Annotated in this window: 10 protein-coding genes and 1 riboswitch; of the genes, 9 read left to right on the forward strand and 1 reads right to left on the reverse strand. The window is 37.6% G+C overall.

All coding sequences use genetic code 11. The features are described 5' to 3' along the window. Nucleotides 1-370: 370 nt before the first annotated feature. The 5 genes from E8M05_RS03165 to E8M05_RS03185 all read left to right on the forward strand — a co-directional run bounded on the left by E8M05_RS03165 (nucleotide 371) and on the right by E8M05_RS03185 (nucleotide 6,598). Nucleotides 371-892 carry a transcription repressor NadR gene (locus tag E8M05_RS03165; RefSeq protein ID WP_048791210.1) on the forward strand — a complete coding sequence of 174 codons (522 nt, stop codon included), beginning with the start codon at nucleotides 371-373 and terminating at the stop codon, nucleotides 890-892. A 196-nt stretch (nucleotides 893-1,088) separates the two neighbouring features. Next, nucleotides 1,089-1,643 (forward strand): hypothetical protein, encoded by a 555-nt coding sequence (locus E8M05_RS03170; RefSeq protein ID WP_048791211.1) that lies wholly within the window; start codon nucleotides 1,089-1,091, stop codon nucleotides 1,641-1,643. Between the two features lie 684 nt (nucleotides 1,644-2,327). Then, complete coding sequence (gene pbp2b, locus E8M05_RS03175) at nucleotides 2,328-4,454, forward strand: penicillin-binding protein PBP2B (RefSeq protein WP_048791212.1); 2,127 nt, start codon at nucleotides 2,328-2,330, stop codon at nucleotides 4,452-4,454. A 66-nt stretch (nucleotides 4,455-4,520) separates the two neighbouring features. Continuing rightward, nucleotides 4,521-5,117, forward strand: coding sequence for a recombination mediator RecR (gene recR, locus E8M05_RS03180; RefSeq protein ID WP_003063793.1), 597 nt, complete (start codon nucleotides 4,521-4,523; stop codon nucleotides 5,115-5,117). A gap of 434 nt (nucleotides 5,118-5,551) precedes the next feature. Next, nucleotides 5,552-6,598, forward strand: coding sequence for a D-alanine--D-alanine ligase (locus tag E8M05_RS03185; protein ID WP_003063795.1), 1,047 nt, complete (start codon nucleotides 5,552-5,554; stop codon nucleotides 6,596-6,598). 101 nt (nucleotides 6,599-6,699) lie between these two features. Here E8M05_RS03185 and E8M05_RS03190 read toward each other — a convergent pair whose 3' ends face one another. Next, nucleotides 6,700-7,260, reverse strand: a complete 561-nt coding sequence (locus tag E8M05_RS03190) for a folate family ECF transporter S component (protein ID WP_013851594.1) — start codon at nucleotides 7,258-7,260, stop codon at nucleotides 6,700-6,702. 46 nt (nucleotides 7,261-7,306) lie between these two features. Further along, nucleotides 7,307-7,397: riboswitch (THF riboswitch) on the reverse strand. 107 nt (nucleotides 7,398-7,504) lie between these two features. On the opposite strand from E8M05_RS03190, the gene E8M05_RS03195 reads away from it, so the two are divergent. The 4 genes from E8M05_RS03195 (at nucleotide 7,505) to E8M05_RS03215 (ending at nucleotide 13,914) form a co-directional block, all read left to right on the forward strand. Further along, nucleotides 7,505-8,869, forward strand: a complete 1,365-nt coding sequence (locus E8M05_RS03195; protein WP_048791492.1) for a UDP-N-acetylmuramoyl-tripeptide--D-alanyl-D-alanine ligase — start codon at nucleotides 7,505-7,507, stop codon at nucleotides 8,867-8,869. Nucleotides 8,870-8,965: 96 nt separating this feature from the next. Beyond that, nucleotides 8,966-10,036 (forward strand): polymerase, encoded by a 1,071-nt coding sequence (locus E8M05_RS03200; RefSeq protein WP_230321730.1) that lies wholly within the window; start codon nucleotides 8,966-8,968, stop codon nucleotides 10,034-10,036. Nucleotides 10,037-10,186: 150 nt separating this feature from the next. Further along, a complete protein-coding gene (locus E8M05_RS03205) occupies nucleotides 10,187-11,731 on the forward strand; it encodes a peptide chain release factor 3 (RefSeq protein WP_003063805.1) in 1,545 nt (514 codons plus the stop codon). A gap of 602 nt (nucleotides 11,732-12,333) precedes the next feature. Continuing rightward, complete coding sequence (locus E8M05_RS03215; RefSeq protein WP_003063808.1) at nucleotides 12,334-13,914, forward strand: degradosome RNA helicase CshA; 1,581 nt, start codon at nucleotides 12,334-12,336, stop codon at nucleotides 13,912-13,914. Nucleotides 13,915-13,965: the final 51 nt, after the last annotated feature.

The raw sequence follows: 13,965 nt of genomic DNA on the forward strand, positions 1-13,965 counted from the left end.
TCTTTAAACCAAGTAAGTAAAAAAGATAAAAAATAGGAAAAAAGTAGGAAGGGATATGATATTTAGCCAAGTGGCTCATTTTTTGTCTTTTGTAATATTAATTTCTTTTAAAATCTCCATTTTATTCTCCCGCAGAATGGCTGACTTGCTTATAACAAGATAAATTTTTTATAGCTTTATTATAGCATAGCACAGAAAAAGTTAGTGACACGAACTAAACACTCCTTGTGTGCTTTGAGATGTTTTTCCTTTCACAATTTAATCATTTTTTGAAAAAATGCTAAATTTTATTGTGTGAGTATCTAGTGGACGTTTTTTTGAAAATTTATGGTATGATTAATAGTAAGGATTATATTTGAAGGGGGCTTTTATGAAAGCAGCAGAACGTCGTCAAAAAATTATCGATATTTTGAGCCAAACGCAAGTTCCCATTTCAGCCAGTTCTTTAGCTAGCAGGCTTGGTGTTAGTCGCCAAATTATTGTTGGTGATGTTGCTCTGTTGAGAGCAGCTAATCATGACGTGATTTCGACACCTAAAGGTTATGTGATGTCACAAGCGCTTTATTCGCACCAATTTGTCGGGAAAATTGCTTGTCAACATGGTCCTGAAAGAACCAAAGAAGAATTGGACAGCATAGTTGCTAATGGTGGAATTGTGGTTGATGTTGAAGTTGAACATCCTGTTTATGGTATGTTAACAGCGCCGCTCGATATAAGAAGCGACGAAGATATTGCCAATTTTATGGATAAGGTTGAACATTCTAATGCGACACTTTTATCTTCGCTAACACATGGGATTCACACACATACGCTTTCTTGTCATTCAAAAGATGATTTTGAAGATATCAAGGAAATGTTATTAGATAAAGGCTTACTTTTGAAGTCTAACTAAACAGTTACAGGTGTCTTGACACCTGTGCTTTTTTTATTTATAATAGGCAAGACTAATTAGTGGCTCTAGGATGGTTGTTCTTGGGGAAATTAGTCTAAATAATGTCAATAGGCTTTTTTTATCGATAACATTTAAGAAGCTGATAGTGCCTTGGTTGGTAAATCAAGGTTTTGATAGATATCACAAAGGAGTTATTATGAGACGAAATCAGACAAAATCTCTTGCTTTTACAGCCATTTTGGTTGCGTTTGGGATTCTGATTCCAATGGTTATGCCAGTTAAAGTGGTTATTGGACCTGCTTCGTTTACACTAGCAAGTCACGTACCCGTTTTTATGGCAATGTTTATTTCACCGCAAGTTGCGGTTTTAGTTGCTTTAGGAACAAGCTTAGGTTTCTTATTGGCGGGTTTTCCGATTGTTATCGTTTTGCGTGCTGTTTCTCATTTGTTATTTGCTGTTGTGGGAGCTATCTTGATTCAAAAACGTCCAAGTTTGCTTGAGAAACCTTTATCAACATTTCTTTTGGCTTTGTTCTTGAATTTCTTGCATGGCTTGGCAGAATTCATCGTTGTTTTAGTTTTGACTGCAGGGGTACAAACTGGTGCAGCTTATGTTTGGTCACTAGTTGGGCTGATTGGCTTTGGTTCTCTTGTCCATGGTTGTATTGACTTTTACATTGCTTACTACCTTTGGAAATTCCTACGAGACAAAGTTGGTGTTGATTTTTCAGTTACTTCAAAAGAAAATTAAGAGGTTGGGACAAAGTGCCCAGCTTCTTTAACTTACAAGACGCAGTAGTTTGGATTTCAACAATCTGGGGATAGATTGTTGAAGGTCGCTATCAAGAAATATTTAAACAGCGATTACCCACTTTAGTCAACTTAGAGTTTCCCATGCACAATTGATTAGGTACTTTTTGGCGCTTGCTTTGCAAGCTAGATTTCCAATCTCAAACAATTTTCAATTGTTTGAGCAATCAATCGCTGTTGAGTGGGTTCTAACATGCTGATAAATCAGCTTTTACAACCCTTTTTTGATGTCAATCTTCACTTGACTCTATCTCCCACCTCGAAAGATTGCCCAAATCTTTCGAGCCATGCGGTAGTGAGTTATCAAGGTTCGGGGAACCTTGATAATCGGGAAATAAAACTTACGAAGTAAGTGTCAAAAACGGTCTGTTTTAGGTCAGCAACAAGAAATTAAGTTTTGCTGAGAAATCGAATTTTTTCGAAATTACCGATTCGCCTATTCTAGACTTATGACTAAAATCTCCACTGGAAATTTTATTTGTTCCACTCCCTTTTTTTATTTTCAAGAGTTTTATGGTGGGGGAATTTTCAAAATAAAAAAGATCAAAGTTTTACAGGTTGTGTCACTCTGTTTTAAGCAAATTGTGATAAAATAGAACTCAGAGCTTTTAATTGTGAGGAAAGAATGTCATTTAAGAAGAGATTGAGCAAGCTAAAATTTGCCAAAAAAACAACCGAAAAAAAAGTACGTAAGTTCAAAATTGATAAAAAGCCAACTAGTATGACGAAACGTATTTATTTGATTTTTTCAGTCATCGTAGTCCTTTTTTCAATTATCATTTTGAGATTGGCTCAAATGCAAATTTTGAATAAATCGTTTTATGATGAGAAATTAAATTCGTCAACAACTTATACGGTAACAACATCAAACCCTCGTGGGGAAATTTATGATGCTGCAGGTAATTTATTAGTTTCTAATACTGTCAAGCAAGTAGTTGCTTTTACTCGTAGTAATACGATTACAGCTGAAGAAATGAAAGAATTGGCGGCAAAATTATCAACTCTAGTGACTTTTACAGAGACAAATGTTACGACGCGTCAGAAAAAAGATTATTATTTGGCGGACTCAGATACTTATGCAGCAGTGGTCAAGAGCTTGCCTGATGATGAAAAATATGATAGTTACGGTAATAATTTGACCGAATCAGAAATTTACGCAAATGCGATTAATGCGGTAACTGATGATGAAATTAACTACTCTGAAGATGAACTAAAATTGGTTTATATCTTTAGTCAAATGAATGCTGCTTCAACATTTAGCACGGTTAATTTGACGACTGGCGACTTAACGGAAGAACAGATTGCCTATATCACAGCTAATCAGTCTAAATTATCAGGAATTTCAATCGCAACCGACTGGGACCGTGAAACGCCAACAAGCTCTCTTGCTTCAATCATTGGTACGGTTTCATCGAAACACTCTGGTCTACCAGCAGAAGAAGCGGACGATTACTTGGCAAAAGGCTATTCTTTGAACGACCGTGTTGGAACGTCTTATCTTGAAAAAGAATACGAAGAATACCTTCAAGGAACGCATACCGTTCGTGAAATTACAACTGATAAAAATGGTAATGTGGTTTCAGATGAAGTGACAAGCGAAGGAAAAGCAGGCCAAAATCTAAAATTAACAGTCAATTCAGATTTCCAAGCTGGTGTTGAAAGTATTTTAAATCAGTATTACAGTGCTGATATTGCTGATGGTTATGCAACCTATTCAGAAGGAGCTTATGCAGTTGCTTTGAATCCGCAGACAGGTGCCATTTTGGCAATGGCTGGTCTCTCTCATGAAACAGGTTCATCAACAACTACTCTTGATGCCCTTGGTACTATTAATGATATTTTTGTTCCAGGGTCAGTTGTGAAAGCAGCAACGTTGACAGCTGGTTGGGAATCAGATGTTATTTCAGGGAACCAAGTTATCGCTGACCAATCAATCAATATTGCTGGTTCTTCAGCGATTACATCATGGTTTACAGGTAGCGGTTCAACAAACATCACAGCTGTTCAAGCGCTTGAATACTCATCAAATACCTATATGGTGCAAGTTGCTCTTAAAATGATGGGACAAGAATACTATTCAGGTATGTCTCTAGCAACCACAGGTATGAAAGAAGCGATGGAAGAATTGCGTGCTGCCTATGCCGAATATGGAATGGGAACAAGCACAGGAATTGACCTTCCAGAAAATACTACTGGTTACATTTCGGATGATTATTCTGCTGGTAATGTCCTAACCGAAGCATTTGGTCAGTATGACTCATACACACCAATGCAGTTGGCACAATATGCAGCAACAGTTGCTAATGGTGGGAAACGTATTGCACCACATTTGGTTGATAGTATCTATGACAATGATGGTACAGATGGCATTGGAACTTTAGGTAAAACGATTGAAACAAATGTGCTTAATCAAATCAACATTTCAGACGATGATATGGACCTTTTGCAACAAGGGTTCTATCAAGTGGTAAATAGTAGTAGTGCTTATGCAACAGGTACTTATATGAAGAGTTCAACAGTCACTATCGCTGGTAAAACAGGTACAGCCGAAACTTATGCTGTTGATGCTAACGGTAATGCTGTAACGACAGTTAACTTGAGTGTCCTTGCCTATGACTATTCAACAAGTGATGATTCACATATCGCTGTTGCCGTCATCGTTCCGCATTTGACAAGTTCAGATAATCATACAAACCAATACATTGCGCGTGATATTATTAATTTGTACATGTCAACTTATGTTAATCAATAATTGATAATGAAAGCGAGTCGGCCGAGGAAGTAGTCGGCTCGTCACTTTGTTAAAGGAGAATGACAATTGCTTTATCCAACACCTATCGCAAAGCTGATTGATAGTTTTACAAAATTACCAGGAATTGGTATAAAAACAGCAACACGTTTGGCTTTCTACACGATTGGAATGTCAGATGAAGATGTGAATGAATTCGCCAAAAATTTATTGGCAGCTAAGCGTGAATTGACTTATTGTTCTGTTTGTGGGAATTTAACAGATGAAGACCCTTGTAATATCTGTACAGATCAAACTCGTGACCATTCCGTTATTTTAGTGGTTGAAGATTCAAAAGACGTATCTGCTATGGAAAAAATTCAAGAGTATCATGGCTTGTACCATGTCTTACATGGCTTGATTTCACCAATGAATGGTGTCGGACCAGATGATATTAATTTGAAATCATTGATTACACGTTTAATGGATAGTGAGGTCAATGAAGTGATTATTGCGACCAATGCAACCGCAGACGGTGAAGCAACATCTATGTATATCTCACGTGTCCTAAAACCAGCAGGAATCAAGGTAACACGTTTAGCACGTGGACTGGCTGTTGGCTCAGACATCGAGTATGCCGACGAAGTCACACTACTTCGTGCCATAGAAAATCGAACAGAATTGTAGGATGTAAGAAAAGCAGCATGAAGCTGCTTCAGAGCGTAGACAAACCCTCTCAGCAGTATAAATATTGTAAATTTAGAGTGTATCTATCGATTTGAATAAACTCTTAGAAATGCTGATATAACGGTGTTCCTAAGGGTTTTTATTTTTTAACAAAAAGAAAAAAAGATTGAAGAAAAATATCCAAAATGGACTTTTTCTTCAATCTGAAGCAGCATGAAGCTGCTTTTTTGCTTGTCACTTTTTCTATCATCTGATGTTTAAACTTGTTTGAAAGGAAGCTTCTTTTGTGGTATGATAGGTAGGAAATTGTAATAGAAAAGGAATTGAACTTGAGTTGGGTTTGGGGCTGTTTTTTGGTTCATGCTCGGCTTGTTGAAAAATGTATTAGGTGACCTTAACTTGGTATCTTTTTTCTGTTCAGGTAATTAAAGTTTATGGCAAAAGAAACGCTTGTTTTACTTTATGGTGGACGTTCTGCGGAGCGTGAAGTATCTGTTTTATCAGCTGAGAGTGTCATGCGTGCGATTAATTATGACAAATTCTTTGTGAAAACTTACTTCATCACACAATCTGGTGATTTTATTAAGACACAAGAATTTTCAAGCAAACCAGCCGATGATGAAAAGTTAATGACTAACGCTACTGTTGTTGAAAGTCAAAAAATTAAACCAAGTGATATTTATGAAGAAGGAGCAGTTGTTTTCCCTGTTCTTCATGGACCAATGGGAGAAGACGGTTCAATTCAAGGCTTCCTTGAAATTCTTAAAATGCCTTACGTTGGAACTAACATCTTGTCATCAAGTGTTGCCATGGATAAAATTTCAACAAAACACGTTCTTGAGTCTGCAGGTGTACCACTTGTTGCTTACGTGACTTATGTTGAAGGGGCTGACCTTGAAAAAGCTGTTGCTGAAGTAAATGAAAAATTGACTTATCCAGTCTTTATTAAACCAGCCAACATGGGGTCTTCAGTAGGAATTTCAAAAGCTGATGATGAAGAGGGGCTCCGCTCAGCTATTGACCTCGCCCTTAAATACGATAGCCGTATTCTTATCGAAACTGGTGTCAATGCGCGTGAAATCGAAGTTGGGATTTTAGGAAATGCTGACGTGCAAACAACATTACCTGGTGAAGTGGTTAAAGACGTTGCTTTCTATGATTACGATGCTAAATACATCGACAATAAAATTACTATGGATATTCCAGCGCATATCGATAGCAACATTATGGAAGAAATGCGTGGCTATGCAACAACAGCTTTCCGTGCTATCGGTGGATGTGGTTTGTCACGTTGTGATTTCTTCTTGACAGAAGACGGTCATGTTTACCTTAATGAATTGAATACAATGCCAGGTTTCACACAATGGTCAATGTATCCACTTCTTTGGGAAAACATGGGACTCGCTTACTCTGATTTGATTGAAAAATTGGTTGAATTAGCTAAAGAAATGTTTGAAAAACGCGAAAGCCATTTGATTTAAAAAAAGCTGCACTCCAAAAGTTAGACGATAAATCTAACAATTGGGGCGCTTTTTAGATATGAATAACCTCAGAGATGGGATAACTCTCTGAGGCTTTTTAGTTATAGATTTGCAAGCTTGCGTAATTCGGGTATCTTTTGTAACCTCGGAATGACAAGCATGGTAATAATGATTCGTAGTGGAATTTCAAAGACTTTTAACCAACGTCCTGCCAGATATTGTGCCCAGAATGGCACGCCAAAGTATATCTGAATCAGAAGTGGTGTGAGGATAAAGGTGCTAATCAGCATGATAACCACAGTTGCGATTGTTACGTGTAGCCAGTCTTTTTTGCTTGACCAGCTTAGTGGCTTACTATAAAAGAAAAGACCATAGAAAAAGCCCTGAATTGCTTCCATAAGTGTCCACCAAATGATGAAATTACCAGCGCTACTTGATGATAAGGTATCAACCACATCAAGAATACCTAGGCTAATAAAGCCCCAAATAGGACCGCCAATCATTCCGATAATCGTGTTGACAATGAACGTCAAACTGATAACTAATTGTTGTGGAATGACTGGAATTGAAAATTTCCCAACGATGAAAGCAAGCGCGATTAGCATAGCCAAGCTAACCAAACGCTTAAGGGTGAGTTTGGGTGTTTTGAAAAATAAATTCATTTTCTGCTCCTTTTAAAACATAAAACTGGAGCTGTTAAAAAAATTTAACAGCGGATGCAATGATTCACCGCGCAAATTGCTTCGTTGTGTGACAACATCCCATTCACACACACTTAACGCAAATCATCTACTCTGTGCAAAACAAGCTTTGCAATTATAATTGTACCATAAAAATCCCTGCATGATTGCTAAAATGTGGTATAATAAAAGGCGTTAACACTAGATTTTTAATGAAGGATTCAATATGAAATTAACATTGCATGAAGTCGCCAAGGTTGTTGGCGCTAAAAATACTATTTCGGAGTTTGATGACGTTCCCCTGCGACAAATTGAATTTGACAGTCGTAAGATTGAAAAAGGGGATTTATTTTTACCATTAAAAGGTGCGCGTGATGGGCATGATTTTATTGAAACTGCCTTTGAAAATGGTGCTGTTGCGACTTTTTCAGAACGTGAAGTAGCTGGTCATCCATACATCTGGGTTGATGATTGCCTAGAGGCATTTCAAGCGCTAGCTAGCTATTATCTTGAGAAACAGCGTGTTGATGTCATTGCTGTGACAGGGTCAAATGGTAAAACGACAACCAAAGATATGATTGCTGCGGTTTTATCAACAGAATACAAGACTTATAAAACACAAGGCAACTACAATAACGAAATTGGTTTGCCATATACAGCACTTCATATGCCAGATGATACGGAGAAAATTGTCCTTGAGATGGGGCAAGATCATATGGGTGACATTCATCTGTTGTCAGAACTTGCAAAACCACATATCGGTGTGGTGACTTTGATTGGTGAAGCTCATTTGGAATTTTTCGGTAGTCGTGAGAAAATCGCAGAAGGTAAATTGCAAATTGTTGATGGCATGGATTCAGATGGCATTTTGATTGCGCCAGCTGACACAATCGTGGATCCTTATTTACCTGAAAGCCAAATGGTTATTCGTTTTGGTGACGGCGCAGAAATTTTTGTGAAAGATTTGCAAGAAAGTAAGGAATCGTTGACCTTTACGACAAATGTGATTGACCGTCCAATTACCCTACCTGTGCCTGGAAAATACAATGCGACTAATGCCATGGTAGCAGCTTATGTTGGTAAATTATTAGCCATTTCTGATGACGATATTGTCGAGGCTCTTGAGACAATTGAATTAACACGCAATCGTACGGAATGGAAAAAAGCAGCCAATGGTGCTGATATTTTGTCAGATGTTTACAATGCTAATCCAACGGCAATGCGCTTGATTTTAGAGACATTTTCTAAAATTCCTGCCAATGAGGGCGGTAAAAAAATAGCTGTGCTTGCTGACATGAAAGAATTGGGTGAGCAATCTGTTGAGCTTCATAAACGCATGATTATGAGCTTGTCACCTGAAACATTAGATACACTCATTTTCTATGGGGAAGACATTGCTGAATTGGCACAACTTGCTAGTCAAATGTTTCCAATTGGAAAAGTTTATTATTTCAAGAAAACAGCTGATGAGAATCAATTTGATGCCATGCTTGAAACTATTCAAAAAGTATTACAACCAGCTGACCAAATTTTATTGAAGGGAAGCAACTCAATGCAATTAGCTAAAATTGTTGAAGCACTGGAGAAATAGATTACTGTGGAGAGATTAAGGTTAAAGGAAGTATTTAGGACTGAAGAGTCATTTGCAAGGTTTCTTTATCGATCCTTGTATTTTCTTGAGTTTTGTTTGCTATTTCTAGCTTGGTTCTTGAAACGTTATCCGTTTCCTTTACCATTTTTCTTATTGATGTCAAGTCTTGCCATTGTTGGTGGATTTGCCATGTATTTATGGAGTTTTTGGCGTTCGGGTTGGTCAATAGAGAAGATTTTAGCAGGGATTTTTGCACTAGCTTTCTTGATTTTATTGCCAATGTCTAATTATCTGGAAACAAACGTTGATGATTTGTCCATGGTTACCTTGTTTTTGTTATCAGCGAGTGTTGATAAAGATGATGAGCGGTTGATGACAGCGATTTTCTACTTTAAGCTGATTGTAGCAATCTTAGTGCTCTTTGCTTACAATAGTCATATTATTTCTGATATGACCATGTATCGAGTTGACAAAGATTTGATTAGGCATTCTTATGGTTTTATGCACCCAAATTCTTTGGGAATGTATTTAGTTGGTTTGTTGTTTGATTTTTCCTTGGTTAGAAAGAGACGTAAAGCTAGAGCAGGATTGGTCATGTTGCTTGTTTCCTTGTTGATTTTTGCGATTACCGACTCAAGGACAACATTTTTAATTGCAGGAGTCATCATTCTTTGCTATTTTTTGAAACCATTATTACTAAAGTATCAGGTTTCCGGTTCTGTGATTATTCCACTGGTGATTGTGATGTTTGGTTTGGGGCTAGGGCTTCCATACTTCTACAATGGTGATAGTACCATTTATGCAACATTGAATCATTTGTTTTCAGGAAGATTGAATATCGGACATACGTATTTGCAGCATTTCGGTGTTGATTGGTTGCCACGAAATATCCCAACTTTTACCGAAATAAATGGGCATCCGATGTACGATGATAGTTTTTATATTGATTCATTATTACGTCAGGGAATTTTTCTATTTCTACTGTATCCAATTTTTCTCATTGCACAGTTGAGAGGGAAGAAACTGACACTATTCCATACGATGCTCTTTTTGATAACTTTCTTTATCAATATCATGGAGCACTATGGTGGCAGTCTTTGTATGTGTAGTATTCTCTTAATCAATTATTTTGCGGTTTCTGAGGAGAACACCGTGGGGAAATATTGAAATAGAGCCCACTTTTCGTTATAATAATAGAGTTATGAGTCCCATGACTCTATTTTTTGTATGGCAGAAAAGGAGTGGACCAATGTAGTCACTAAAGATTAGGTGATACGTTTATATAAAGAAGATAATTAAGATTAATAAGGAAATAAAATGACAATTCAAGATGACATTAAAAAACGTCGTACGTTTGCTATCATCAGTCACCCAGATGCTGGTAAAACGACAATTACAGAACAATTACTTTATTTTGGTGGAGAAATCCGTGAAGCTGGTACCGTAAAAGGGAAAAAGACAGGGAACTTTGCTAAATCTGACTGGATGGATATTGAAAAGCAACGTGGTATCTCCGTTACTTCATCAGTAATGCAATTTGATTATGCTGGAAAACGTGTCAATATACTTGATACACCAGGGCACGAGGACTTCTCTGAAGATACTTACCGTACTCTTATGGCGGTAGATGCTGCGGTTATGGTTGTCGATTCTGCCAAAGGTATTGAAGCACAAACGAAAAAGCTGTTTGAAGTTGTTAAACACCGTAATATTCCAGTATTTACTTTTATCAACAAGCTTGACCGTGATGGTCGTGAACCACTTGACCTTTTGGAAGAATTGGAAGAAGTGCTTGGTATTGCAAGTTATCCAATGAATTGGCCAATTGGGATGGGAAAATCATTTGAAGGGCTTTACGATTTGTACAACAAACGTTTGGAACTTTACAAAGGCGATGAACGTTTTGCAGCACTTGAAGATGGTGATGAATTATTTGCTAACAACCCATTCTACCAACAAGTTTTGGAAGATGTTGAATTGTTAGAAGAAGCAGGAAATGAATTTTCAGAAGAAGCTATCTTGTCTGGTGATTTAACACCAGTATTCTTCGGTTCTGCCCTTACAAACTTTGGGGTGCAAACTTTCCTAGATACTTTCTTACAATTTGCGCCAGAACCCCATGGACATAAAACAACAGAAGGCAATGAAATCGACCCTTACGATAAAGATTTTTCAGGATTTGTCTTTAAAATCCAAGCAAATATGGACCCACGACACCGTGACCGTATTGCTTTCGTGCGTATCGTTTCAGGTGAATTTGAACGTGGCATGAGCGTGAATTTAGCACGTACGAAAAAATCAGTGAAATTGTCAAACGTGACACAATTCATGGCAGAATCACGTGAGAATGTTGAAAATGCCGTTGCTGGTGATATTATCGGGGTTTACGATACAGGAACTTACCAAGTTGGGGATACGTTGACAGTCGGTAAAAATAAATTTGAATTTGAACCGTTACCAACCTTCACACCAGAGTTGTTCATGAAAGTAGCTGCTAAAAACGTCATGAAACAAAAATCATTCCACAAAGGAATTGAACAATTGGTGCAAGAAGGAGCTATCCAACTTTATAAAAATTATCAAACTGGCGAATACATGCTTGGTGCTGTTGGTCAATTGCAGTTTGAAGTGTTCAAACACCGTATGGAAAATGAATACAATGCCGAAGTGGTAATGACACCAATGGGTAAAAAGACTGTTCGTTGGATTAAACCAGAAGACCTTGATGAACGCATGTCATCAAGTCGAAATATCTTGGCTAAAGACCGCTTTGACCAACCTGTTTTCCTTTTTGAAAACGACTTTGCGCTTCGCTGGTTTGCGGATAAATACCCAGATGTTGAACTAGAAGAAAAAATGTAATAAAGACAGAGGGAGTTGAGAAAGTGCTCAACTTCTTTTGTCGTTCTTCATGCTAAGATAAAAATAAATAAAGGTCTGAACTTGCGTGCTCAGACCTTTTTAGGAGTTAAAACAAAAACAGCCCCGACGAATCAGGACTATCTTTTTGAGATTATGAAAAAGAAAAGTTTTAGGATATCCATATCTTATCAGAGAAGACTTAAAGAAACCTTAAACGACTAAGAAAAATAGTCTTTTACAGAAAATTCTAATGATAGAAGTTGTGAAACCAAATTTCAAGTCTAAATTAGCCATTTTGTAAAAACTCTCTAGGAGAGTGATAATCAAGCACTTTTTTGGAATAGTTGTTAATCCAGTATTCAATAAATGTGACTTGTCGTTGTGGTGATTACAATTATATCTCTCTGAGATGTTTTTTGATACACTCAAGTGACTAATTTCATTTTAGAACTTTCAATAGAAGTTATGAAAACGTGTTATTTTAATAAATGAAATTGTTTCCTATCTTTTTAACTTGGAATGTGTTAAACTAGATAAGTTGTTAAACAACGATTAAAGTTTAATAAGGCAGCTTCGCACTGCCTTTTAGAAAAGAGAAAAATTTGAAATTTACAGAACTTAACTTATCGGAAAATATCCTTGCTGCCGTAGAAAAAGCAGGCTTTGTTGAGCCATCTCCAATCCAAGAATTAACGATTCCTTTGGCTTTGGAAGGTAAGGATGTTATCGGACAAGCACAAACTGGAACAGGGAAAACAGCTGCCTTTGGCTTGCCAACTTTGAACAAAATTGATACAAATCGTAATGTTGTTCAAGCCTTGGTTATTGCGCCAACACGTGAATTGGCTGTTCAAGGACAAGAAGAATTGTTTCGTTTCGGTCGTGAAAAAGGTGTGAAAGTCCGTTCCGTTTACGGTGGGTCAAGCATTGAAAAACAAATTAAGGCACTTCGTTCAGGAGCTCATATTGTAGTGGGAACACCAGGGCGTTTGCTTGATTTGATTAAACGCAAAGCTTTGAAACTTGACCATGTTGAAACATTAATCCTTGATGAAGCAGATGAAATGCTTAATATGGGATTCTTAGAAGATATTGAAGCCATTATTAGTCGTGTTCCGGAAACACGTCAAACTCTTCTTTTCTCAGCGACGATGCCAGAAGCTATCAAACGTATTGGGGTGAAATTTATGCAAAACCCTGAACACGTTAAAGTTGCTGCTAAAGAATTGACTACTGATCTTGTTGACCAATACTATATTCGCGTTAAAGAACAAGATAAATTTGATACAATGACACGTCTTATGGACGTTGACCAACCTGAATTGTCAATTGTCTTTGGGCGTACAAAACGTCGTGTGGATGAATTGACACGTGGATTGAAATTACGTGGCTATCGTGCCGAAGGTATTCACGGTGACCTTGACCAAGGTAAACGTCTCCGTGTTCTTCGTGATTTTAAGAATGACAATATTGACATCTTGGTTGCGACTGACGTTGCAGCACGTGGTCTTGATATTTCAGGGGTCACACATGTTTATAACTACGATATTCCACAAGACCCAGAAAGCTATGTTCACCGTATTGGACGTACTGGACGTGCTGGGAAACATGGTCAATCAATCACTTTCGTGGCACCAAACGAAATGGGATATTTGTCAATTATTGAAAAATTGACGAAAAAACGCATGAAAGGCTTGAAACCAGCGACTGCTGATGAAGCCTTTAAAGCGAAGAAAAAAGTTGCGCTTAAGAAAATTGAACGTGATTTTGCGGATGAAGCGATTCGTGCAAACTTTGACAAATTCAAAGGTGATGCCGTTAAATTGGCAGCAGAATTTACACCAGAAGAATTAGCATTGTACATCTTGAACTTGACCGTTAAAGATCCAGATACGCTTCCAAAAGTGGAAATTGCTCGTGAAAAACCATTACCATTTAAACCATCAGGTGGTGGCTTTAATAACCGCAAGGGTGGTCGTGGCAATGGTCGCGGTCGTGATAATCGCCGTGGTGGACGTTCAGACAGAAAACGTGATGACCGAGATAATAACAGCTATCGTGATTTCAAACGTACGTCATCTAAGAACAAACGTGATTTCCAAAACAAAGATAACAAACGCCCACATCGCACATCAAGCGAAAAGAAAACAGGATTTGTTATCCGTAATAAAGGGGAAAGATAATCATAAAACACACTCTGTGATGACAGGGTGTGTTTTTGAATACAGGTAAAA

The organism is Streptococcus pasteurianus (genome assembly GCF_004843545.1).
GTDB classification, from domain to species: domain Bacteria; phylum Bacillota; class Bacilli; order Lactobacillales; family Streptococcaceae; genus Streptococcus; species Streptococcus pasteurianus.